This window comes from Aquabacterium sp. (genome assembly GCF_044226965.1).
GTDB lineage: Bacteria > Pseudomonadota > Gammaproteobacteria > Burkholderiales > Burkholderiaceae_C > Pseudaquabacterium.
Genome location: NZ_JBGAGA010000004.1, coordinates 18,193 through 41,372, shown reverse-complemented (window position 1 = coordinate 41,372; position 23,180 = coordinate 18,193). Strand labels below are relative to the sequence as shown.

Genomic DNA, 23,180 nt, shown 5'->3' with positions numbered 1-23,180 from the left:
GCGTCCTGCAAAGCAATCGTGTCGGCGCTAGCATCGCGCGCTCGAACAGCCGGATGCCCCGGCGAGGAGACCCTGAATGACGATTTCCATGCACTCGGCCAGCGTGCCCATCTTCGTGCGCCAGCTCGGCGCCATGCTGAAGTGGCTGGACAAGGCCGAGGCCCATGCCGCCGCCAAGAAGTTCGATCCCGCGGTCTATCTGCAGGCCCGCCTGGCACCGGACATGTTGCCCTTTATTGCACAGATCCGCATCGCCAGCGACGCAGCCAAGGGCTGCGTCGCGCGCCTGGCCGGCGTGGAGCCGCCGAAGTTCGAGGACAACGAGACCAGCCTGGCCGAGCTGCGCGAGCGCATCCAGAAGACCATCGACTATGTGCAGTCGGTGCCGGCTGACGCGGTGGATGGCAGCGAAGAGCGCGAGATCGTGCTGCCGATGCGCACCCGCGACCCGCTGCACTTCAAGGGCGAGTTCTTCCTGAAGCACTGGGCGCTGCCGAACTTCTTCTTCCACTGCACGACGACGTATGCGCTGCTGCGCCACAACGGCGTGGACCTGGGCAAGCAGGACTTCCTGAACGTGGGCTGACCGGCTCGGCCCCTCTGGGGGCCGTCAAGTCAATGGCATGAAAGGCGTCAGCTCGCCGGCGTCCGGGAAGATGCTGTCGAGCGCGCGGTGCAAGTCCAGCCGCACGCGGTGGGCCTGCTCGTCGACGCCACGCAGCGCCGCGAACACGGCCCCGCGCAGCAGCCACAGGTCCACCGGCTCCTGGGTCTGGCGCACCTGGTGGCGCAGCCAGTCGCCGCGGCTGCCTTGCACGTGGGCCACCGCGTCGATGAAGCGCTGCTTCATCTCGACGAAGCTGCGGCGGGCGGCCATGCGGGTCAGCCGCTCCTGTGACAGGCCGATGTCCGCCACCGGCGCGTTGGGCGCACGCGCGCCCGAAGCGACACGCAGGAAGTGACGGGGCGGCGGGGCTTGCATCGGGCGTCGGCGCGGCGCGGGTGTCAAAGGGCTGCGGGCTGCGGCCCGTTGCGTGGCGCGCGCACCGGGAAATGGCGGTTCAGCCGCTCCATGCGGCGCTCGGCTTCGGCCTGCGTGAAGGCGGTGGCCAGCAGGTGGTAGAGGACCGAGCGCAGATGCCACAGCTCGCGCAACGAACGCGCGCGCTCGATGCGGTCGCCCAGTTGCGAGGCCTCCGGCGAGCGCAGGTCGTCCAGGCTGAGGCGGAATTCCTGCTTGACCAGCGCCAGCCGGTTCACCGGGCGCTGCGCCTGGGGCATCCAGGGCGAACGGTCCAGCCAGCGCCTGGCCCGACCCCAGAAGGTCAGCGACGACGGCCACAGCGCCGGCGGGCACACCTCGACGCGCGTCATCAGGCTGCTGGGCGAGCCGCTGTCGCGGGCCAGACGAGAAGACCGGTGGAGGATGAGGTGGTGCAGCGTGTTCATGGATCTGATATCGACCGCAAAACCGCACGGCTGTAGCCAATTGTTCGATCCGGGCGCCGGGCCGAATCGTCGAACAGCCCAGGGTTTTGCCGCCAGTTCGGTGCCGTGCCGGCCTGCTACGCTGGCCGATCCGAAGACGGAGGTGGAGAACGATGCGTTGGGTCAAGCGCTTGCTGCAGCTGGTGCTGCTGCTGCTTCTCGTGGCCGCGCTGGCGGCCTGGATCTACAGCCGGCGCGTGCTGCCGCAGACCGAGGGCGCGCTGGCGCTGCCGGGCCTGCAGGGCGAACTGCGCATCGAACGCGATGCCGACGGCATTCCCAGCATCAAGGCCGGCAACCTGCACGACCTGATGTTCGGGCTGGGCGTGGCCCATGTGCAGGACCGGCTGTGGCAGATGGAAACCCACCGCCGCATCGGGGCCGGCCAGCTGGCCGAAGCCTTCGGCCCCGCGGCACTGGACACCGACAAGTTCCTGCGCGCGCTGGGCGTGCGCCGCGCGGCCGAGGCCCAATGGGCCCAGACCCGGGGCGAGACGCGTGAGGCGCTGCTGGCCTACACCGAGGGGGTGAACGCCGCCATCCGCCATGCCGTGGCGGCACGGCCGCCCGAGTTCGTGATCCTCGGCCTGCAGCCACCGGAGTGGTCGCCGGTGGACAGCCTGGCCTGGTCGATCATGATGGCCTGGGACCTGGGCGGCAACTGGTCTGCCGAACTGCTGCGCCTGCGCCTGGCGCTGAAAATCGACAAGGCCCGCATCGACCAGCTGCTCCCGCCCTACCCCGGTGAGCAGCCGCTGCCGACGCAGGACTACACGGCGCTGTACCGCGGCCTGAAGCTCGATGCCAACGTCGCCACCAGCCGCCAGGGCATCGACCGCCTGCTGGCCGCGGCGCCCGAATCGGGCATCGAGGGTGTCGGCTCGAACAACTGGGTGCTGTCGGGCCGCCGCACCACCACGGGCAAGCCGCTGCTGGCCAACGATCCGCACCTGAAGCTGTCGGCGCCGGCGCTGTGGTACTTCGCGCGGCTGGAGGCGCCGGGCTACAAGGTGGCCGGCGCCACGCTGCCGGGCGTGCCCGGCGTGGTGCTGGGCCAGAACGAGCACGTGGCCTGGGGCTTCACCAACACCGGCCCCGACGTGCAGGACCTGTACCTCGAACGCATCAAGCCCGACGACCCGGCCCAGTACCAGACGCCCGAGGGCTGGGCAAGGTTCGCGTCGCGCCAGGAGGTCATCCACGTGCGTGGCAAGCCCGACGTCACGCTCACGGTGCGCCAGACGCGCCACGGTCCGGTGATCTCGGACGCCGGCATCGCCGACGACGTGCTGGGTGCGAAGGCGGGGCCGGCGGCCCAGCCGGGCTACGTGCTGGCGATGCGCTGGACCGCGCTGGACGCCGAGACCGACCAGCTCGGCGCCGGACTGCGGATGAGCAGGGCGACATCGGTGGCTGGTTTCATCGACGCCGCGCGCGGCTGGGTCGCGCCGATGCAGAACATGGTGGTGGCCGACGACCAGGGCCACATCGGCCTGGTGCTGCCCGGCCGCGTGCCGCTGCGCAAGCCCGACAACGACCTGTGGGGCCTGGCACCGGCGCCCGGCTGGGACGCGCGCTACGACTGGGCCGGCTGGCTGCCGTTCGAAGACCTGCCGAAGTGGACCGACCCGGACAAGGGCTACTTCGCCACCGCGAACCAGCGCACCGTGCCGCAGGACTACCCGCACTACCTGACCAGCAGCTGGGCCCAGCCGTACCGGCAGCAGCGCATCGAGCAGCTGCTGGACGGCAAGCCGCAGCACAGCGGCGCGGACCTGAAGGCGATGCATGCGGACATCACCTCGCTCGCGGTGCCGAACACGCTGCCGTGGCTGAAGAAGGCGAAGTCCTCGCACCCGCTGGCAGCAGCGGCCCAGCAGCAGCTGGCGGCGTTCGACGGCCGCATGGCCGCCGACGGCGCCGCGCCGCTGATCTTCTGGGCCTGGCAGCGCCAGCTGATCCGCAGCATCCTCGGCGACGACCTGGCGGTGCTGAGCGAGCGCGCCTACGGCGGCCGCAGCTTCATGGACGCGATCGAAGGCATCCTGGCGCGCGACGATGCCCGGTGGTGCGACGACCAGCGCACGCCGGCCGTGGTGGAGACCTGCGCACAGCAGGCCGACGTGGCCTTCACCGCGGCGCTGGATGAACTGCAGCAGTTGCAGGGCGCCGACGTCTCGGCCTGGCGCTGGGGCCGTGCGCACCAGATGCGCGCCGAGCACCGGCCGTTCTCGAACCTCAAGCCGCTGGCGCGCTGGTTCGAGCTGCGCGCGCCGATCGGTGGCGACACCAACTCGATCAACGTGTCGCGCGTCAGCCTCAAGGCCGACGGCGCGACGGGCGAGTACTACCTGGACGAGCACGGGCCCAGCCTGCGCGCGGTCTACGACCTGGGGGACCTGAAGCAATCGAGCTTCATGCACAGCACCGGGCAGAGCGGCATTCCATGGTCACCGCAGTACCGCAGCTTCCTGCCGCGCTGGCTGGCGGTGGACTACGTGCCGGTGTGGGCCCAGGGCGCGCCCGCGGCGGTGCTGACGATCAGCCCGGCGCCGCGCTAACGCTCATCGGGTGCGGCCTTCATGACCGCACCCGGATCTGGCCGCGCTCAGATCTGTCCGTACAGCAGCTTGCGCTGCGCGGTGTAGGCCCACCAGGGGGCCGGCGCCGCGCCGCGCATGAAGTCGGTGGCGGCCATGAAGGTGTCGAGCACGCAGGGGTCCTGCCGCTTGCCGGTGTGGGCGCACAAGGACTGGTACAGCACGAAGGCATCGCGGTGTGCCAGCTCGCGCGGGTGCGCGATGCCCAGTGCACGCAGGTCGGCGGCCATTGCCGGGCCGATGTTGGGCAACTGCTCCAGCCGCTCGCACTCGGCGGCCGACGCGGCCTTGGGCGACTTCACGATCGTCTTCATGCGGGCTACATCAGCATCGTGTTGCGGATCAAGCCGACGGCAATGCCTTCCAGCTCGAAGTCGACATCGCCGAAGGGCACGACGATGGTTTCGAAGTCCGGGTTCTCGGGGATCAGTTCGATGCTGTTGCGGGTACGGCGCAGGCGCTTGACGGTGACATCGTCGCCCAGGCGCGCGACGACGATCTGACCGTTCTTCGCCTCCCGCGTCTTCTGCACCGCCAGCAGGTCGCCATCGAGGATGCCGGCGTCGCGCATGCTCATGCCGCGCACCTTCAGCAGGTAGTCGGGCCGGCGCGGGAACATGCTGGCTTCCATCAGGTAGGTCTGGTCGATGTGCTCCTGCGCCAGGATCGGGCTGCCGGCGGCGACGCGGCCGACCAAGGGCAGGGTGAGTTGCGCCAGGCTGGGCAGCGGCAGCGAGAACTGCTTGCCGCGCGCTTCGTTCAGCGCGCGCAGGGTGTCGGAGCGCAGCCGGATGCCGCGGGACGTGCCGCCCACCAGTTCGATCACGCCCTTGCGGGCCAGCGCCTGCAGGTGCTCTTCAGCCGCGTTGGCCGAGCGGAAGCCGAGTTCGGCCGCGATCTCGGCGCGCGTGGGCGGGGCGCCACTGCGCTCGATCGCGCTTTGCACCAGATCGAGAATCTGCTGTTGGCGGGCGGTGAGCTTGGGGCTTTCTTCCACGGATCGGTGCCTCCGCTGACATGCAGGCAGGCACAATGCCTGCGTTTGCATCCAGTATCTGTATTTTTATCCAGATGAGTTCGAAATGCCAAGCACTGTTGTGATCCTGGGCACCGGCGGCACCATCGCTGGCACCGCCACCAACCCTTCTGACAACGTCGGCTACACCGCCGCCCAGCGTGGCGTGGCCGACCTGGTGGCCGCGGTGCCCGCGCTGCAGGGGCAGGCGCTCGAGACCGAGCAGGTGGCGCAGCTCGACAGCAAGGACATGGACCACGCCACGTGGCAGCGCCTGGCCCAGCGGGCGGCGCACCACCTGGCACGGCCCGAGGTCTGCGGCGTGGTGGTGACCCATGGCACCGACACGATGGAGGAAACGGCGTGGTTCCTGCAACGGGTGCTCGGCCCGGACAAGCCGCTGGTGCTGACCGGCGCCATGCGGCCGGCCACGGCACTGCAGACCGACGGGCCGCAGAACATCCTCGACGCGATCACCGTCGCACGCGAGCCGGCGGCCTGCGGCGTGGTGGTGGTGTTCGCCGGCCAGGTGCATGCGGCGCAGGACGTGCGCAAGCTGCACACCTACCGGCTCGATGCCTTCGGCTCGGGCGATGCCGGCCCCATCGCGCGTGTCGAGGAAGGCCGGTTGCGGCGCCACCGTACCTGGCCGGTGGGCAGCGGCCTGGGCCTGGCACGCATCGCCTTCGAGCCGGCGTCGTGGCCGCGGGTCGAGGTCGTCACCAGCCATGCCGGTGCCAGCGGTCGACTGGTCGATGCGCTGGTGGCCGACGGGGTCGATGGCCTGGTGGTGGCGGCCACAGGCAACGGCAGCCTGCACCAGGCGCTGGAGCTGGCGCTGCGGCGTGCCGCTACCGCCGGCATTCCGGTGATGCGCTGCACGCGCTGCGCCAGCGGCGCATTGATCGGCGCCTTCGATGCCGCGATGCCCGCTGCCGCGTCGCTGTCGCCCTGGGCAGCGCGGGTGGAGCTGATGCTCAGCCTGCTGGCCGGCGGCTGAAGCGGTTCGGCTGCAGCGCGGCCCCTAGACAGGCCGCGGCGGGCGGCGTGCCCGGGCGAGCTTGTGCAGCAGTTCGCCGAGCATCAGCTGCTCGGTGGGCGTGAGCACCGGCGCGTACGCCGTGGCCTCGGCTTCGAGCAGGCGAGCCGTGGACTGCTGGATCATCGCGGTGCCCTGGGGGGTCAGGCGCACCTTCTGGGCCCGTCCGTCCGTCTCGTGCGCCGAGCGCTGGACCAGCTGACGCCGATCGAGGCGATCCAGCGCATTGGTGATGTACGAACGGCTGACGCGCAGCGCGTTGGCGATCTGGACCGGCGTGGCCTCGCCATTGGCCAGCAGCAGCGCCAGCAGGGAGAACTCGACCATGCGCAATTCGTCCGGCCCCTGCACGACCTCGGCGAAGACGGCGTCGGCCACGACCGACGCCTGGGCCAGCTGGTAGCCGATCACGCGCCCCAGTGACAGCTCACGCAGCCGGGCGGCTGGGGTTTCGGTGGTGAGCGCTTCGAAGGCGGGCGTGCCGGGGGTGGGGAGGCGGGGCATGGTGAGCCCGGACTGTACGGTCAATGCCGCTGGCCCGGGCCGCGATGCCGCCGACGGCGGCTACTGGCAGCTGAAGCTGCTGGCGGATTCGAGGTCGGTTGCGCCGGCCTTCAGGCGCGCCACCTGGGGATAGGTGCACAGCGGCCGCGTGCGCGTCGGCGACCAGGTCGCCGGGACGTCGGTGTTCACGCCGCCCGGATTGCCCGTTCCGCGCGCAGCCGCGACCACGCTGTCCGGTGCCTGCCCCTTCTCGACCCAGTTCACCAGCGGCGTCAGCATGTCGAACTGGTCGGTCGACGGGCCGCCGCTGCAATGGTTCATGCCGGGCACCAGGTACAGGCGGGCGAAGTCGGCCGCCTTGCCGGCATAGGTGGCGTTCCAGGTCTTCCACACCGACACGCTGTGGTCACTCGAGAAGATCGGATCGCTGGTGCCGTGGTAAATCATGACCTTGCCGCCGCGGTTGCGCACCGTGTCCGCCTGCTCGATGTGCGGCGGGGTCATGAACGACAGCGCGTTTTCGACGTAGACCGTGCTCGTGGCCTGGATCGCGGCGTAGAGCTTGTCGATGTTGCTGCCCAGCGCGAACGAGCGACCGTCGAAGCCGGTCGGGTCGGCCGGCGGCACCTGCCAGATGAAGGCGATAGCACCGGGGTCGCGGGCGGTCGAGATCGAGTTGACGAACTTCCAGCTCGCCCAGCCGTTGGTGGCCAGGCCCGCGTCGTACGGGAAGCTGCTGTAGATGAGCGTGCCGCTGCTGGTCTTGACGCCGGCGAACAGCGGCGCAATGGCCGTCTTCTGCGCCGCGGACAGGCAGGTGCCGTCGCGTGCGCCGGTGCAGGTGGGCACGTCGCGATCGAGGTTGAACGCGGCCTGGCAGGACTCGGTGGCCTGCACCAGGCCGTCGGTGGCGCCGTCCAGCGCATCGCACTTGGCGAGCACGGCCTTCGACACCAGCGCGCGCTCGGGCTGGGTGAAGCCGGTGGAGATGTCGGTCGTCGTGGCCAGCGCTGAGTAGGCCTGAGCCCCGGCCATGTTCGCGATCGCGGCCCGCGGCAGCACGGTGCCCGGATCGCCGACCAGGATGCCGTCGTACTGGTCGCCATAGCGCTCGATGGCCACCATCGCGTGCCGGCCGCCGTTCGAACAACCGCCGAGGTAGGAGCGGTCCGGCCCCTTGCCGTAGGCGGCCTGGATCAGGCCCTTGGCCATGGGCGTCAGCTTGCCGACGGCCTGGTAGCCGTAGTCCTGGCGCGCCTGCGGGTCGATGCCGAAGGTCGGGTTCTGCGCGCCGTTGTGGCCCGCGTCCGAACTGATCACCGCGAAGCCCTGGGCCAGCGCGTTGGTCAGCGGGCCGCCGCCGCCGACGCCTCCTGTCGCGGTGCCGACCGCGCCGTCGGTGCCGCCGTTGGCCTGGTAGAAGTAGCGGCCGTTCCAGTTCACCGGCAGGCGCATCTCGAAGGCTATGGCGTAGGTCTGACCGTCCACGCTGCTGGTGCGCGGGTACATCGAGCCGGTGACGCGGCAATGCGCCGGCACCGGCTGGCCCGCCACGGTGAGCGTGCCTGCGGCGACGTCGGTCGCCGCGCTGATCGTCGTGTTGGCGAAGGAGAAGCTGCCGGCCAGCCCGGCGCACGATCGGAGCGTCGCGCCGGTCGCGGCGCTCAGCTGGGGCAGCGCAGCTTCTTCATCGGAGCCCCCGCAGGCGGCCAGACCCAGCGCCAGCGCAAATGGCGCCGTGCGAAGCGCGTTGGACAGTCGAATCATGCTTGTCTCCTTCACGGTTGATTGCTCGACGCAGCATGATTGTTATCTTAGTGAATTACATAAATCAACCTTGTTAGGGCTTTACCCTGTGGACGTTGGACTTCATGTCATACAGCCAGTGAACATGAATGCGGCCGCGCAGGGCGAGCTGGCGGCCGCGGGGCGTGCCAGCCGGCTGCCACTGCGAGGGCGGGCCGGGCGGCTGCCACTGCGAGGGCGGGCCAGGCGGCCCGCCGGGGTTCACACCACCGTCAGCGTGACGTCGATGTTGCCGCGGGTGGCGTTCGAGTACGGGCACACCTTGTGGGCGGCGGCCACGAGGGCCTCGGCCGCGGCGCGCTCGAAGCCGGGCAGCGTGATGCGCATCGCCACCTGGATGCCGAAGCCGCCGGTGATCGGGCCGATGCCAACGTCCGAAGTGATCGACACATCGTCCGGCACCTTGATCTTCTGCGCCGCGCCGACGGCCTTCATCGCGCCGATGAAGCAGGCCGAGTAGCCGGCTGCGAACAGCTGCTCGGGATTGGTGCCGTCGCCGCCCGCGCCGCCCAGCTCGCGCGGGGTGGACAGGTTCACGACCAGCTTGTTGTCCGACGATGCGGCGGTGCCGGTGCGGCCGCCGGTGGCGGTGGCGGTGGCGGTGTAGAGGACTTTGTCGAGGGCCATCGTGAGCTCCTTGGGGGGTGAGGAAAGGGCGGGGCGGGGGGATGCCGGGCGCGGTCAGGCTGCGCGCGGCGTGGAGGGATCGGTTTGCGACAGCCGGTCGCGCAGTGCGCCGAGCTGGCGCACCAGCGCGGCGATCTCGTCGAGATCGCAGGCCGCCGCGCAGGCGATGGCCTGGGGCACCGCGACGGCACGCGCCTTGAGCTTGCGGCCCTCGGCGCTCAGGCGCAGCAGCACGCGGCGTTCATCGGCACTGTCGCGCAGGCGCTGCACCAGGCCCTGCGCTTCCAGGCGCTTGAGCAGCGGCGTCAGCGTGCCGGAGTCGAGCTTCAGGCGCTCGCCGATCTGGCCGACCGTGATGCCGTCGCCTTCCCACAGCACCAGCATGGCCAGGTATTGCGGGTAGGTGAGGCCCAGGGGTTCGAGCAGCGGCTTGTAGACCTTGGTCATCGCCAGCGAGGCGGAGTACAGCGCGAAGCACAGCTGGTGGTCCAGCGCCAGCCAGTGCGCGGCGGCGGGGGCCGGGGTGGAGCGGGTGCGCTGCGTCATGCGTAGAACTATAGCGAGCAATTAAATTGCACACAATTTAAATGGTCTTTCGCCGACCGGCCGTGACGCCCGCAACAGGCGACCCGTGGGTGAAGGACTTCAGCCGCCAGGGCTGGCGGCGGCGGTGAGCGCCTCGATCTCGGACTGCAGCTCGAGCCAGCGCTCCTCCAGCATCGCGGTCTCGGCGGCGATGTGGTTCAGGCGCCGGCCGGCGTCGGCAATCGCGGCGCCGGCCATCGTGCCGGTGGCCAGCGTGGCTTCGAGCTCGCCGCGCTCGGCTGCCAGCTTCTCCAGCCGCTGGTCGATCTGCTGGATCTCGGTGCGCATCGGCCGCGTGCGGCTCGCCAGCTCGGCGCGGGCCTGCGCGGCCTGCTTGCGATCGTCGCGCCGGTTGCCGCCGGCGTCGGCCGCTGGCGGGGCGGCCGGGGACGGGGCGTTGCCGCGGGCCGCTGCCGGCGCGCTGCCATCGCCCGCTGCCAGCGTCGGACCCGGCACCGGGGGCGGCGGCAGGCCGCGGGCGACGGCACGCGACACCTCGAGCAGCCAGCGCTGGTAGTCGTCCAGGTCGCCGTCGAAGGGCTTCACGCCGCCGGCGGTGACCAGCCAGAACTCGTCGCACACCTCGCGCAGCAGCGCGCGGTCGTGGCTGACCAGCATCACCGTGCCCTCGAACTCGTTCAGCGCGATCGACAGCGCCTCGCGCGTGTTCAGGTCCAGGTGGTTGGTCGGCTCGTCCAGCAGCAGCAGGTTGGGGCGCTGCCAGACGATGGTGGCCATCACCAGCCGCGCACGTTCGCCGCCGGACAAGGTGCCGACCTTCTGGTGCACCATGTCGCCGACGAAGCGGAACTGGCCGAGGAAGTCGCGCAGCTCCTGCTCGCGGGCCTGCGGGCTGACCTCGCGCGCCAGCCGCACCATGCGCTGCAGCGGCGTGTCGTCCTCGCTGAGCAGGTCGAGTTCCTGCTGGGCGAAGTAGCCGATGGCCAGGCCCTTGCCTTCGGTGAGCGTGCCGCTGATCGGCGGCAGCGCATGGGCGATCGTCTTCACCAGCGTCGACTTGCCCTGGCCGTTGGCGCCCAGGATGCCGATGCGCTGGCCTGCGAGCACGGTGCGCTCGACGTTGCGCACGATCACCGTGCTGCCGTAGCCGCACTGGAGGTCGCGCATAGCCAGCATCGGGTTCGGCAGGCTCTGCGGCTCGCGGAACGAGAACTCGAAGTCGCTGGCCGTGAGCACCGGCGCCAGCTTCTCCATGCGGGCCAGCGCCTTGACGCGGCTCTGCGCCTGCTTGGCCTTGGTGGCCTTGGCCTTGAAGCGGTCGATGAAGCGCTGCAGGTGGGCGATCTTTTCCTGCTGGCGCGAGAAGGCGGCCTGCTGCTGCGCCATGCGCTCGGCCCGCATTTCCTCGAAGGCGGTGTAGTTGCCGCCATAACGCGTCAAGGACGCGTCATCCAGGTGCAGCGTGACGCCGGTGACCGCATCGAGGAACTCGCGGTCGTGGCTGATGATCAGCAGCAGCCCGGGGTAGCGCTTGAGCCAGCCTTCCAGCCACACCAGCGCATCCAGGTCCAGGTGGTTGGTCGGCTCGTCCAGCAGCAGCAGGTCGGCCGGGCACATCAGCGCGCGCGCCAGCTGCAGGCGCATGCGCCAGCCGCCGGAGAAGCTGTTGACCGGCGCATCGAGCTGCTCGGTCTTGAAGCCCAGGCCCAGCAGCAGCGACTGCGCGCGCGAGCGGGCATCGAAGGCGCCGGCCTGCTCCAGGTGCATGTGCGCCTCGGCAATGGCATGGCCGTCGCCACCGGCCTCGGCTGCAGCCAGCGCGGCGCGGGCTTCGGCCAGCGGCAGGTCGCCGTCGAGCACGAAGTCGGTGGCCGGCTGGTCGGTCTCGGGCATCGATTGCGCGACTTCGCCGATGCGCCAGCGCGGTGGCATCTCGACATCGCCGCCGTCGGCATGCAGCCGGCCTGCGATCAGCGAGAACAGCGAGGACTTGCCGGCGCCATTGCGGCCGACCAGGCCGACCTTCTCGCCAGGGTTCAGCGTGACGCTGGCGTTCTGCAGCACGACCTTGACGCCGCGGCGCAGCGTCAGGTTCTTCAAGGAAATCATGATCGGTTCACGGGTTCGGCGCGGCCAGCGCCGCGCGGGTCAGCAGCAGCACCTGGTCGTCGCCGGCGCTGGTGGGCAGCCACACCGGCTGCAACTGCGGGAAGGCGGCTTCGAAATGGCCGCGCTCGTGGCCGATCTCGAGCACCAGCACCGCCTCGTCGGTCATCGCGGCGGGTGCCTCGCGCAGCAAGCTGCGGACGAAGTCCATGCCATCGGTGCCGCCGGCCAGCGCCAGCGCCGGCTCGGCGCGGTATTCGGCCGGGAGCGTGGCCATCGAGCCGCTGTTGACGTAGGGTGGGTTGCACAGGATCAGGTCGTAGCGCCGGCCGGCCACCGCGGCCAGGCCATCGCCTTGATAAACCGCAATGCGAGCGGCCAGGCCATGGCGCTCGATGTTCAGCCGGGCCACTGCCAGTGCGTCGGCACTGAGGTCGGCCGCGTCCACCTGCACCTCGGGCCAGGCCAGCGCGGCCAGCACCGCCAGGCTGCCGTTGCCGGTGCACAGGTCCAGCACTGCGTGGGTGCGGTCGCTCAGCCAGGCGTCGAGGGTGCCGTCGGCCAGCACCTCGGCGATCAGCGAGCGCGGCACGATCACGCGCTCGTCCACCGTGAACGGCACACCCTGCAGCCAGGCCTCGCCGGTGAGGTAGGCCGCCGGCCGGCGGCTGCGGATGCGCTCGTCGACCAGCGCCTCGACGCGGGCCGTCTCGTCCACCGACAGGGTGCGCCCGGCTTCGTCGTCCAGCGCATCGAGCGGCAGGCCCAGCCGCCACAGCACCAGCCAGGCGGCTTCGTCGAAGGCGTTGGTCGTGCCATGCCCAAACGAAACGCCCGCCTCGGCGAGGCGGGCGCTGCTGCGCTCGACCAGTTCGATCAGCTTCACAGCAGCAGCGCCTCCAGCGTCCTGCGGTAGATGTTCTTCAGCGGCTCGATGTCGGCGACCCGGACGCGTTCGTCGACCTTGTGGATCGTCGCGTTGATCGGGCCGAACTCGACCACCTGCTCGCAGACGCGGGCGATGAAGCGGCCGTCGCTGGTGCCGCCGGTGGTGGAGAGCACCGGTGTCACGCCGCATTCGCTGCGGATGGCCGCGCTCAGCGCCTCGCTCAGGCTGCCCGCGCGCGTGAGGAAGGGCGAGCCGCCCAGGGTCCAGGCCAGCCTGTACTGCAGGCCATGGCGCTGCAGGATCGCGTCGACCCGGGCCTGCAGCGATTCGGGCGTCGATTCGGTCGAGAAGCGGAAGTTGAAGTCGACCACCACCTCGCCCGGAATGACGTTCAGCGCGCCGGTGCCGCCGTGGATGTTCGACACCTGCCAGGTGGTGGGCGGGAAATGCTCGTTGCCCGCATCCCATGCGGTGGCGGCCAGCTCGGCCAGCGCCGGCGCCAGCTGGTGGATCGGGTTGCGGGCCAGCTGCGGGTAGGCCACATGGCCCTGTACGCCCTGCACCGCGAGGCGGGCCGAGAGCGACCCGCGACGGCCGTTCTTGATCATGTCGCCGAGGGCCTCCACCGAGGTCGGCTCGCCGACGATGCAGCAGTCGAGCTTCTCGCCACGCGCGGCCAGGGTCTCGACGACCTTCACGGTGCCGTCGAGCGAAGGGCCTTCCTCGTCGCTGGTGAACAGCACCGCCACCGCGCCGCTGTGGGCGGGATGCGCGGTGACGAACTCCTCGGCCGCGACCGTCATCGCCGCGATCGAGGTCTTCATGTCCGCGGCGCCGCGGCCATAAAGATGGCCCTCGCGGTGGCTGGGCACGAAGGGGTCGCTGGTCCATGCCGCGAGCGGTCCGGTGGGCACGACATCGGTGTGGCCGGCCAGCACGACGGTGGGGCCGGGCAGCGCACCGCGGTGCACCGCCCACAAGTTGCTGACGCGGAAATCGCTCGGCCCGAACGGCAGGTGCTCGCAGGCGAACCCGAGGCCGCCCAGGCGCTCGGCGATCAGCGCCTGGCAGCCGCCATCGGCCGGGGTGACCGAGGGGCGGGCGATCAGCGCTTCCAGCAGGCGCAGCGTTGCGCTCACGGACGACCCCCGGCGCCGGTGCCGGCGCTGGCCGGCCCGAACACCACCTTGCGCACCGGCGCCGTGCCTTCGGGGTACACGTCGACGGTGAACTCGGTGAAGGTGGCGGTGTCGGGCTCGTCCTTCTTCGGCGGCGTGCGGGCCACGGGGGCCGATTCGTTCTGCAGCCGCCACATCAGGTTGGTCGGCGAGTCGGCATAGGCCAGGCCTTCGTCGCGCGTGACCAGGCCTTCGGTGATCATGCGGGCGATGTCGGCCTCGAAGGTCTGCGAGCCTTCGGCCAGCGATTTCTCCATCGCTTCCTTCACCGCCGGGAAGTCGCCCTTCTCGATCATCTCGGCCACCAGCTTGGTGTTAAGCATCACCTCCACCGCGGGCAGGCGGCCGCCGGCCACCGCGCGCAGCAGGCGCTGCGAGACGATGGCGCGCAGGCCCGCGGCCAGGTCGGACAGCAGCACCGGCCGCGCCTCCGGCGTGTAGAACGACAGGATGCGTCCCAGCGCGTGGTAGCTGTTGTTCGCGTGCAGCGTGGCCAGCACCAGGTGGCCGGACAGCGAGTAGCTCAGCGCCGCGGTCATGGTTTCGCGGTCGCGGATCTCGCCGATCATGATCACGTCGGGCGCCTGCCGCAGCGCGTTCTTCAGCGCCACCTGCAGCGAATTGGTGTCGCGCCCCACCTCGCGCTGGTTGACCACCGACTTCTTGCTGCTGAACAGGAACTCGATCGGGTCCTCGATCGTCAGGATGTGGCCCGGCATCTGCCGGTTGCGCAGCTCCAGCATCGAGGCCAGCGTCGAGCTCTTGCCGGTGCCGGTGGCGCCCACCATCAGGATCAGCCCGCGCTTTTCGAGCACCAGCTGCGACAGCAGCGACGGCACGTTCAGCGAGTCCAGCGACGGGATGTTGTGCGGGATGTGCCGGAACACGCCGGCGATGGTGCCGCGCTGCTTGAAGGCCGAGAGGCGGAAGCTGCCGACCTTCTCGAGCCCGATCGCGAGGTTGAGCTCGCCAGTCTCTTCCAGCTCTTCCATCTGCCGCGGGGCGAGCAGCTCGGCCAGCAGCTGGCGCGGCTGCTGCGGCGAGAGCACCTGGTCGGACAGCTGCAGCACCTGGCCGTGGATCTTGATCAGGATCGGCATGTTGGCCGACAGGTACACGTCCGAGGCGTTGCGCTCGCTCATCAGGCGCAGCACGCGTTCCATGTTCCCACTCATGCCGATTCCCTTCTGTGCATGCCGCGATTCTGGTGCGGGGCGGCGTTCAGGGGCGCAACAGTTCGTTGATGCTGGTCTTCGAGCGGGTCTGCGCATCGACCCGCTTGACGATGATCGCAGCGTACATGCTGTACGAGGTGCCGTCGGCCGTGGTCTTCGGCATGCCGCCGCTGACGACCACGCTGCCCGAGGGCACGCGGCCGTAGCTGATCTCGCCGGTCTCGCGGTTGAAGATCGGCGTGCTCTGGCCGATGTACACGCCCATGCCGAGCACCGAGTTCTCCTCGACGATCACGCCTTCCACCACTTCGGAGCGCGCGCCGATGAAGCAGTTGTCCTCGATGACGGTCGGGTTGGCCTGCAGCGGCTCCAGCACGCCGCCGATGCCGACGCCGCCGGAGAGGTGCACGTTCTTGCCGATCTGCGCGCACGAGCCCACGGTGGCCCAGGTGTCGACCATCGTGCCTTCGTCGACGTAGGCGCCGATGTTCACGTAGCTGGGCATCAGCACCACGCCTTTTGCGAGGTAGCTGCCGCGGCGGGCCACGGCCGGCGGCACCACGCGCACGCCCGCGGCGCGCATCGCGGCCTCGTCGACATGCGTGAACTTGGTCGGCACCTTGTCCCAGAAGGCCAGGTCGCCGGCGTGCAGGGCCTGGTTGTCGTTGAGGCGGAAGCTCAGCAGCACCGCCTTCTTGACCCACTGGTTCACCTGCCACTGGCCGACGCCCAGGCGCTCGGCCACGCGCAGGCGGCCGGAATTGAGGTCGGCGATGACCTGGTTCACCGCCTCGCGGATCTCGGGTGCCAGCGTGTCGGGATTGAGGTTCGCGCGGCCTTCCCAGGCCAGGTCGATCACGGATTGCAGATTGTCTTGGCTCATGGCGCGAGGCTCGCAGGAGGAGTGTAGGAACGGGTGAAGTCGACGATGCGTTGGGCGGCTTCCAGGCATTCGGCCCGGTTGGCGACCAGCGCCATGCGGATGCGGCCGCGCCCGGGGTTGCTGCCATGCGCATCGCGCGCCAGCAGGCTGCCAGGCAGCACCGTCACATTGTATTGAGCGAGCAGTTGCCGGGCGAAGTGCACGTCGTCGCCACCGGGCACCGCGGCCCAGAGGTAGAAGCCGGCGTCGGGCAGGCGAACGTCCAGCACCGTGGCCAGCAACGGCGTCACTTCGGCGAACTTGGCGCGGTACAGCGCGCGGTTGTCGACCACGTGCTGTTCGTCCGACCAGGCGGCGATGCTGGCGTGCTGCACCATCGTGCTCATCGCCGAGCCATGGTAGGTGCGGTACAGCAGGAAGGCCTTGATCAGTGCCGCGTCGCCGGCGACGAAGCCCGAGCGCATGCCGGGCACGTTCGAGCGCTTGGACAGCGAGGTGAAGCTGATCAGCCGGCGGAAGTCGTCGCGGCCCAGGGCCTTCGCCGCTTCCAGGCCGCCGAGCGGCGGCTCGTCGCGGAAGTAGATCTCGGAATAGCACTCGTCGCTGGCGATCACGAAGCCGTGGCGGTCCGACAGCTCAAACAGGCGCTGCCATTCGGACAGCGGCATCACGGCGCCCGACGGGTTGCCCGGCGAGCACACGTAGAGCAGCTGCGTGCGGGCCCAGGTGGCCTCGTCGATCTGGCCCCAGTCGGCCGCGAAGTTGCGCGCGGGGTCGCTGTTGGCGAAGGCGGTGGCGGCACCGGCCAGCAGCGCCGCGCCTTCGTAGATCTGGTAGAAGGGATTCGGGCAGACCACGGTGGCGCCGGGGCGCGAGGCATCCACCACGGTCTGCGCCAGCGCGAACAGCGCCTCGCGCGAGCCGCTGACCGGCAGCACCTGCGTGGCCGGGTCCACCGCCACCGCATAGCGGCGCTGCAGCCAGCCGGCGATGGTCTCGCGCAGGCGCGGCTCGCCGACCGTCGGCGGGTAGACGGCCAGGCCACCCATGCCTTCCACCAGGGCCTGCTTGACCAGTTCGGGCGTGGCATGGCGCGGCTCGCCGATGCCCAGGCTGATCGGCCGCAGATCGGGGTTGGGGGTGATGCCGCGACTGAGATCGCGCCAGCGTTCGAAGGGATAGGGGTGCAGCTTCTGCAGCAGCGGATTCATCCGGCGATTATCCGGGACGCCCGCCCTGGCACCTGCGCAGGGCCATCGGGTTGACCGCCAGGCTCGGTAGAGTGCGGGACCATGACATTCCAGCCTGCCGTCCAGCCTCTTCAGCCTGCCAGCGAGAACGCCTGGTGCTTTGCCTTCGTCGAGGGTCAGCTGCTGCTGCCCTTGCAGCCCGAGGGCGAAGTGCCGGCCCTGCGACCCGTTATGCCGGCGCCGCTGTTGCCCGAGGCGCAGAGCCGCCACTACCTCGGCCGCTGCGAGGCGCTGGACTGCTGGGCGCTGCGACTGCCGGCGGTGCCCTCGGGCTGGCGCGCCATGCCCTTGCGGGCCGCGATGATGGCCTTCCCGCCGACGCTGATGGCGCTGGCCGGCCGCGCCGCGCAGGTGCTGGAATGGGACCGGGCGCACCGCTTCTGCGGCGTCTGCGGCACGCCCACCGAGCTGGTCGCGCACGAGCGCGCCCGGCGCTGCCCGGCCTGCGGCCACACCGCCTACCCGCGGCTGAGCCCGTCGATGATGGCGCTGGTGTGGCGCGAGGGCGAGCTGCTGCTGGCACGCGGGCCGCATTTCGCCAAGGGCATGTACAGCGCGCTGGCCGGCTTCGTCGAGCCCGGCGAGTCGATCGAGGACTGCGTCCACCGCGAGGTCGCCGAGGAGGTGGGCGTGCAGGTCACCGACCTGCGCTACTACGGCAGCCAGAGCTGGCCGTTCCCGCACAGCCTGATGATCGCCTACACCGCGCGCTGGGTGGCCGGCGACATCGTGCCGCAGGAGGGGGAGATCGAGCATGCGGCCTGGTTCCCGATCGACGCGCTGCCGGGCGTGCCGCCACGCTTCAGCATCTCGGGGCACCTGATCCGCGACACCGTCGAAGCCTTGAGCGCGGGCTCGCTGCGCTGAGCGTGCGATCGCGCGCTCGGGGTTACAGCCACCCCACGCAACCGGGCGCGCCGCAGCGGCACTTCAGCGTGCCTTCGTGGTGCGTCTCGCCGTAGTTGACGGTGATCTCCTCGCCGGGCGTGATCGCGCGCAGCGCATAGAACTCGATGCGGCCATCGCGGATGGTCAGGCGCGCATTCGGCTGGCAGCTGTGGTTCGTGAAGCGCATCGGGTCGCTCGAACCCGAGGCGTCGATGGCTTTCTTCGACGAGACCTCGACGATCATGATGCGCTGGCGCCCCTCGGCGCGGCGGCGTGCCTCGGCCACGCTGATCGATTCGCCGCGGATCTCGCCGATCTTCTTCTGCGGTGGGATGTCCTCGGCGGCGAAGGCGCCGAAGCCGTCGATGCGGCTCTTGCGCACCGCCACGTCGTACTTCTGGTACGCGGGCCGCTCGGACAGCGCCACTTACTTCTTCGCGGTGGTCGTCCAGCCCTTCAGCGCGGCCATCGTGTTGGCCACGTGCCGGTAGGGATTCAGGCTGGTGAACTGGTAGACGACCTTGCCTTCGGGCGAGATCACGTACGAGGTGCGGTTGGCGTAGTCGGGCTTCAGGCTCAGCACCGCGTCGTAGGACTTCATCACGCTCTGGTCGACGTCGGCGCCGACGGCAAACTTGTTGCGGCACTCGGTCATCGAGAACTTCTTCAGCGTGTCGATGTCGTCGTGCGAGACGCCGATCACCGTGGCGCCGAGCTGCTTGTACTCTTCGGTCGCCTCGGCAAACTTGTTGGCCTCGATCGTGCAGCCCACCGAGAACGCGGCCGGGAAGAAGTACAGCACCACCGGGCCCTTCTTCAGCGCCTCGGCCAGGTGGAACTTGTAGGTGCTGCGGGCGAGCGAGGCATCGATCGTGAAATCGGGCGCCTTGTCGCCGACATCCAGTGCGGCCAACGCGGGACCGGCGGCCAGGGCGGTCAGCGCCGAGAACGTGGCGCAAACAAGCAAGCGCTTCATGCGGAATCCTTGGCGCCGGGAGACTGACCGACGCATCGTCTGATGATACGCAGCGTGCAAGCCCTTGGTTGCAGGCGTGGCAAGCCGCGCGGATGCTTTACCCGAGCAGCCCGCGCTCCATCGGCATCGCGGGCAGGTCCACCGCCGGCTGCGGCTTCCAGCCCTTCTGGCGGTGCTCGGCCACCACGTTGGTGTAGATGCCGCCGCGCACGTACCACTTGGCGGTGATGCGGATGAAGCGCGGCTGCGTGGCCTGGACGATGTCGTCGAGGATGGTGTTGGTCACCTTCTCGTGGAAGGCGCCTTCGTTGCGGTAGCTCCAGAAGTACATCTTCAGGCTCTTGAGCTCGACGCAGAGCTGGTCCGCGATCATGTCGATCGTGAAGTGCGCGAAGTCCGGCTGGCCGGTCAGCGGGCAATGGCAGGTGAACTCGGGCACCTGGAACTGGATCAGGTAGTCCCGCTCGGGCGCCGGGTTGGCAAAGACATGCAGGTCCTTGCTCGGCGCGGAAGGCGGGTTCGGCGGCAGCGGCCGCTCGTTCAGCTTGGGGGTCTTGGGGGCTTTGGCCATGGCAGCAGCCGGCGGTTCTCGAAGGGGCGCGATGGTATCATCCGGCCCGCTTCGCCTGCCGCTGGACGGGCAATAAGTCCATATAAATCAAGTACTTGCGGACGGAACTCTGCCCCGCCGATGCGCCTGAACCAGATCAAGCTCTCGGGCTTCAAGTCTTTTGCCGAACCCACCACCTTCCAGCTGCCGGGCCAGCGCGTCGGCGTGGTCGGCCCCAATGGCTGCGGCAAGTCCAACATCATGGACGCGGTGCGCTGGGTGCTCGGCGAAAGCAAGGCCAGCGAGCTGCGCGGCGAGAGCATGCAGGACGTCATCTTCAATGGCTCCGGCAACCGCAAGCCGGCCAGCCGCGCCAGCGTCGAGCTGGTGTTCAGCAACGAAGACGCGCGTGCCGGCGGCCAGTGGAACCAGTTCGCCGAGATCGCCGTCAAGCGCGTGCTGACGCGCGACGGCACCAGCAGCTACTTCATCAACAACCAGCCGGTGCGCCGGCGCGACGTGCAGGACGTGTTCCTGGGCACCGGCCTCGGGCCGCGGGCCTACGCCATCATCGGCCAGGGCACCATCAGCCGCATCATCGAATCGCGGCCCGAGGAACTGCGCATGTTCCTCGAGGAAGCCGCGGGCGTCTCGAAGTACAAGGAACGCCGCCGCGAGACCGAGAATCGGCTGAAGGACACGCGCGAGAACCTCACCCGCGTCGAGGACATCCTGCGCGAGCTGACCGCCAACCTCGACAAGCTGGAGCAGCAGGCCGCGGTGGCCAGCCAGTACCGCAGCCTGCAGGACGAAGGCACGCGCAAGCTGCACTACCTGTGGTTCCTGAAGCAGCGCGACGCGGCCACCGAGGAAGAGCGCGTGAAGCTCGCAGTGCTGGAAGCCACCAACGCGCTCGAAGCGCGCCTGGCCGAGCTGCGCCACGTGGAGGCCGAGCTCGAAACCGTGCGCCAGGCCCACTACGGCGCCAGCGATGCGTTGCACACCGCGCAGGGTGCGCTGGCCGAAGCCGCGCTGGAAGTGAGCCGGCTCGAGGAACGGATCCGCTATGTCGTCGAAGGCCGGCAGCGCGTGCAGCAACGCCTGGCCGAGCTGCAGGCGCAGACGGCCCAGTGGGAGGATCGCCGCAGCCAGGCCGAGGCCGAGCTCGAGACCATCGCCGAACAGATCGCCGCCGCCGAGGAGCAGGCCGAGCTGCTGGCCGCGCAGGCCGAGGAAGAGGCGATGCGCCTGCCCGACAGCGAAGAGGCCGTGCGCGCCGCCCAGGCCCGCGCCAACGAGCAGCGCGGCAAGGTGGCCGAGGTGCAGCAGCAGATCCAGGTGCTGGCCAGCGAAAGCCGGCACATCGACGAGCAGTCGCGCCAGCTGCGCGCGCGCCGCGACCGCCTGGCCACCGAGTCCCGCAGCCTGGCTTCGCCCGACCTGGCGCGGCTGGAAGACCTGCGCGCGCAGACCGCCGCGGCCGACGAGACCCGGGAGATGGCCGACGCTCGCCTGCACGAGCTGCAGGAGCAGGCGCCGCAGCTGGAAGACCAGCGCCGCGCGCAGCAGGAGTCGGTGAATGCCGAGTCCGGCAAGCAGGCCGACATCGCGGCCCGTCTGTCGGCGCTGAAGGCGCTGCAGGACAAGGTGCAGACCGAGGGCAAGTTGAAGCCCTGGCTCGCCAAGCACGGCCTGGACAGCCTGCAGGGCCTGTGGACCAAGGTCCACATCGAGGCCGGCTGGGAAACCGCGCTGGAGAGTGCGCTGCGCGAGCGGCTCAATGCGCTGGAGGTCGGGCGTGTCGAGACGGTGCGCGCCTTCGCGGCCGATCCGCCGCCGGCCAAGCTGGCCTTCTACACGCCACCGCAGGCGGCCATCAGCAACACCCACCAGACCCTGCCGCGCCTGAGCGACCTGCTGCGCCTGGGCGATGCCGGGCTGAAGGCGCTGCTCAACGACTGGCTGGAGGGCGTGTACACCGCCGCCAGCATCGACGAAGCGCTGGCCAACCGCGGCAAGCTGACGCACGGCGAAATCATCATGACCCGCGAGGGCCATGCGATCAGCCAGTTCTCGGTGGCCTTCTACGCGCCCGATTCGGAACAGGCCGGCATGCTGGCCCGCGCGCAGGAGATCGAGAACCTCGAGCGCCAGCTGCGCGCGCAGGTGCTGATCGCCGAAGAAGGCAAGAGCGCGCTGGTGCGCCTGGAGGCCGCCTGCACCGAGGTTGCACAGCGCCTGGTGTCCGCGCGGCGCGAAGCCGCCGACGCGCAGACCCGCGCGCACCAGCTGCACGTGGAACTGCTGCGCCTGAGCAGCCAAGCCGAGGCCACCAGCCAGCGCCGCGGCCAGCTCGAGGAGGAACTGGCCGAGGTCGATGCCCAGCTCGAAGCGCTGGACGAGCGCCGTGCCACCGGCGAGGCGCGCTTCGAGGAGCTGGACATGCAGCTGGCCACCACGCAGGAACGCCATGCCGAGCTGGAAGAGGCGGTGATGGCGGCCGAGCGCAAGTCCAGCGACGCGCGCGAGCAGCTGCGCGCGCTGGAGCGCCGCGCGCAGGAATCGCAGTTCCAGGCCCGCGCGCTGGTGGCGCGCCGCGGCGAACTGCAGCGCGCGATCGAGACGGCGCAGCAGCAGGCCGGCAGCAACGCGCAGGCCGGCGAGCAGCTCGAGCTCGAGCTCGGCAGCCTGAACGATGCCGCCGCGCAGGCCGGCTTGCAGACCGCACTGGCGCTCAAGCTCGAACGCGAGCAGGCGCTGGCCGCGCAGCGCAGCCAGTACGACGACCTGTCGGCCAAGCTGCGCGCGGCCGACGAGCAGCGCCTGCAGTTCGAGCGCAGCCTCGACCCGCTGCGCGAGAAGATCACCAAGCTGCAGCTCGAGGCCCAGGCCGCGCAGCTGGGCGGCGCGCAGTACCTGGACCAGCTCGCCGCCGCGAACGTCGACCTCGACGTGCTGGCGGCCGACGTGGCGGCCAACAACGTCAAGCTCTGGGGCCTGCAGGGCGAGATCGAGCGCATCAACCGCGACATCGCGGCGCTGGGCGCGGTGAACCTCGCGGCGCTGGACGAGCTCACCGCCGCGCGCGAGCGCAAGACCTTCCTCGACGCCCAGAACGCCGACCTGAACGAGGCGATCACCACGCTGGAAGACGCGATCCACAAGATCGACCTGGAAACCCGCGACCTGCTGGGCAAGACCTTCAACCAGGTCAACGAGCAGTTCGGCCGCATGTTCCCCAGCCTGTTCGGCGGCGGCACCGCGAAGCTGGTGATGACCGGCGACGAGATCCTCGATGCCGGCGTGCAGGTGATGGCCCAGCCACCGGGCAAGAAGAACTCGACCATCCACCTGCTCTCGGGCGGCGAGAAGGCGCTGACCGCCATTGCGCTGGTGTTCGCGATCTTCCTGCTGAACCCGGCGCCGTTCTGCCTGCTCGACGAGGTGGACGCGCCGCTGGACGACGCCAACACCGAGCGCTACGCCAAGCTGGTGGCCGAGATGAGCCACAAGGGCACGCAGTTCCTGTTCATCAGCCACAACAAGATCGCGATGGAGATGGCCGAGCAGCTGATCGGCGTGACGATGCAGGAGCAGGGTGTCTCGCGCATCGTGGCGGTCGACATGGAAGCCGCGATCGGCATGGCAGAGGCAGCATGA

At 69.9% G+C, this 23,180-nt stretch carries 22 protein-coding genes; 5 read left to right on the top strand and 17 right to left on the bottom strand.

The window, feature by feature from the left end:
• Positions 1–76 precede the first annotated feature (76 nt).
• Positions 77–586, top strand: a complete 510-nt coding sequence (locus ACILR4_RS03010) for a DUF1993 family protein (protein WP_395699339.1) — start codon at positions 77–79, stop codon at positions 584–586.
• A 24-nt stretch (positions 587–610) separates the two neighbouring features.
• Here the strand turns inward: ACILR4_RS03010 and ACILR4_RS03005 are convergent, their stop codons facing one another.
• Positions 611–982: a hypothetical protein gene (locus ACILR4_RS03005; protein WP_395699338.1), complete on the bottom strand. Its 372-nt coding sequence runs from the start codon at positions 980–982 to the stop codon at positions 611–613.
• Positions 983–1,005: 23 nt separating this feature from the next.
• Positions 1,006–1,449, bottom strand: coding sequence for a hypothetical protein (locus ACILR4_RS03000; protein WP_395699337.1), 444 nt, complete (start codon positions 1,447–1,449; stop codon positions 1,006–1,008).
• Between the two features lie 152 nt (positions 1,450–1,601).
• Here ACILR4_RS03000 and ACILR4_RS02995 point away from each other — a divergent pair, with 152 nt between their 5' ends.
• Positions 1,602–4,049, top strand: coding sequence for a penicillin acylase family protein (locus ACILR4_RS02995; protein WP_395699336.1), 2,448 nt, complete (start codon positions 1,602–1,604; stop codon positions 4,047–4,049).
• Between the two features lie 47 nt (positions 4,050–4,096).
• On the opposite strand, the gene ACILR4_RS02990 is transcribed toward ACILR4_RS02995, so the two are convergent.
• Together ACILR4_RS02990 and lexA are read right to left on the bottom strand one after the other, a co-directional pair.
• Positions 4,097–4,402: a helix-hairpin-helix domain-containing protein gene (locus tag ACILR4_RS02990; protein ID WP_395699335.1), complete on the bottom strand. Its 306-nt coding sequence runs from the start codon at positions 4,400–4,402 to the stop codon at positions 4,097–4,099.
• A gap of 5 nt (positions 4,403–4,407) precedes the next feature.
• Positions 4,408–5,085: a transcriptional repressor LexA gene (gene lexA, locus ACILR4_RS02985; RefSeq protein ID WP_395699334.1), complete on the bottom strand. Its 678-nt coding sequence runs from the start codon at positions 5,083–5,085 to the stop codon at positions 4,408–4,410.
• A gap of 85 nt (positions 5,086–5,170) precedes the next feature.
• Here lexA and ACILR4_RS02980 point away from each other — a divergent pair, with 85 nt between their 5' ends.
• Positions 5,171–6,103, top strand: a complete 933-nt coding sequence (locus ACILR4_RS02980) for an asparaginase (protein ID WP_395699333.1) — start codon at positions 5,171–5,173, stop codon at positions 6,101–6,103.
• Positions 6,104–6,127: 24 nt separating this feature from the next.
• On the opposite strand, the gene ACILR4_RS02975 is transcribed toward ACILR4_RS02980, so the two are convergent.
• The 10 genes from ACILR4_RS02975 to dapC form a co-directional block, all read right to left on the bottom strand.
• Entirely contained in the window at positions 6,128–6,646 is a 519-nt protein-coding gene (locus ACILR4_RS02975; protein WP_395699332.1) for a MarR family winged helix-turn-helix transcriptional regulator, read from the bottom strand.
• 60 nt (positions 6,647–6,706) lie between these two features.
• Positions 6,707–8,413 (bottom strand): tannase/feruloyl esterase family alpha/beta hydrolase, encoded by a 1,707-nt coding sequence (locus ACILR4_RS02970; RefSeq protein WP_395699331.1) that lies wholly within the window; start codon positions 8,411–8,413, stop codon positions 6,707–6,709.
• Between the two features lie 240 nt (positions 8,414–8,653).
• A complete protein-coding gene (locus tag ACILR4_RS02965) occupies positions 8,654–9,079 on the bottom strand; it encodes an organic hydroperoxide resistance protein (protein WP_395699330.1) in 426 nt (141 codons plus the stop codon).
• A 54-nt stretch (positions 9,080–9,133) separates the two neighbouring features.
• On the bottom strand, positions 9,134–9,625 hold the full coding sequence (locus ACILR4_RS02960; RefSeq protein WP_395699329.1) for a MarR family winged helix-turn-helix transcriptional regulator: 492 nt from the start codon (positions 9,623–9,625) through the stop codon (positions 9,134–9,136).
• 99 nt (positions 9,626–9,724) lie between these two features.
• Positions 9,725–11,734, bottom strand: coding sequence for an ABC-F family ATP-binding cassette domain-containing protein (locus tag ACILR4_RS02955; protein WP_395699328.1), 2,010 nt, complete (start codon positions 11,732–11,734; stop codon positions 9,725–9,727).
• A 7-nt stretch (positions 11,735–11,741) separates the two neighbouring features.
• Complete coding sequence (gene prmB, locus ACILR4_RS02950; protein WP_395699327.1) at positions 11,742–12,617, bottom strand: 50S ribosomal protein L3 N(5)-glutamine methyltransferase; 876 nt, start codon at positions 12,615–12,617, stop codon at positions 11,742–11,744.
• A complete protein-coding gene (gene dapE, locus ACILR4_RS02945) occupies positions 12,614–13,759 on the bottom strand; it encodes a succinyl-diaminopimelate desuccinylase (RefSeq protein WP_395699326.1) in 1,146 nt (381 codons plus the stop codon). Before dapE ends, prmB begins: the two co-directional genes overlap by 4 nt.
• A complete protein-coding gene (locus ACILR4_RS02940; RefSeq protein ID WP_395699325.1) occupies positions 13,756–14,973 on the bottom strand; it encodes a PilT/PilU family type 4a pilus ATPase in 1,218 nt (405 codons plus the stop codon). Before ACILR4_RS02940 ends, dapE begins: the two co-directional genes overlap by 4 nt.
• A 46-nt stretch (positions 14,974–15,019) precedes the next feature.
• Positions 15,020–15,856: a 2,3,4,5-tetrahydropyridine-2,6-dicarboxylate N-succinyltransferase gene (dapD, locus tag ACILR4_RS02935; protein WP_395699324.1), complete on the bottom strand. Its 837-nt coding sequence runs from the start codon at positions 15,854–15,856 to the stop codon at positions 15,020–15,022.
• A complete protein-coding gene (gene dapC, locus ACILR4_RS02930; protein WP_395699323.1) occupies positions 15,853–17,067 on the bottom strand; it encodes a succinyldiaminopimelate transaminase in 1,215 nt (404 codons plus the stop codon). The genes dapD and dapC overlap by 4 nt, the downstream gene beginning before the upstream one ends.
• Positions 17,068–17,148: 81 nt before the next feature.
• On the opposite strand from dapC, the gene nudC reads away from it, so the two are divergent.
• Positions 17,149–17,973 carry an NAD(+) diphosphatase gene (gene nudC / locus ACILR4_RS02925; RefSeq protein WP_395699322.1) on the top strand — a complete coding sequence of 275 codons (825 nt, stop codon included), beginning with the start codon at positions 17,149–17,151 and terminating at the stop codon, positions 17,971–17,973.
• Between the two features lie 22 nt (positions 17,974–17,995).
• Here the strand turns inward: nudC and ACILR4_RS02920 are convergent, their stop codons facing one another.
• The 3 genes from ACILR4_RS02920 to queF all read right to left on the bottom strand — a co-directional run bounded on the left by ACILR4_RS02920 (position 17,996) and on the right by queF (position 19,541).
• Positions 17,996–18,421, bottom strand: coding sequence for an SET domain-containing protein (locus tag ACILR4_RS02920; RefSeq protein ID WP_395699321.1), 426 nt, complete (start codon positions 18,419–18,421; stop codon positions 17,996–17,998).
• The gene (locus ACILR4_RS02915) at positions 18,422–18,970 is read right to left on the bottom strand and encodes a peroxiredoxin (RefSeq protein ID WP_395699320.1); all 549 of its coding nucleotides are present in this window, start codon (positions 18,968–18,970) and stop codon (positions 18,422–18,424) included.
• A gap of 97 nt (positions 18,971–19,067) precedes the next feature.
• Positions 19,068–19,541 (bottom strand): preQ(1) synthase, encoded by a 474-nt coding sequence (gene queF, locus ACILR4_RS02910; protein ID WP_395699319.1) that lies wholly within the window; start codon positions 19,539–19,541, stop codon positions 19,068–19,070.
• A gap of 120 nt (positions 19,542–19,661) precedes the next feature.
• Between queF and smc the strand changes: the two genes are divergently transcribed.
• On the top strand, positions 19,662–23,180 hold the full coding sequence (gene smc, locus ACILR4_RS02905; RefSeq protein ID WP_395699318.1) for a chromosome segregation protein SMC: 3,519 nt from the start codon (positions 19,662–19,664) through the stop codon (positions 23,178–23,180).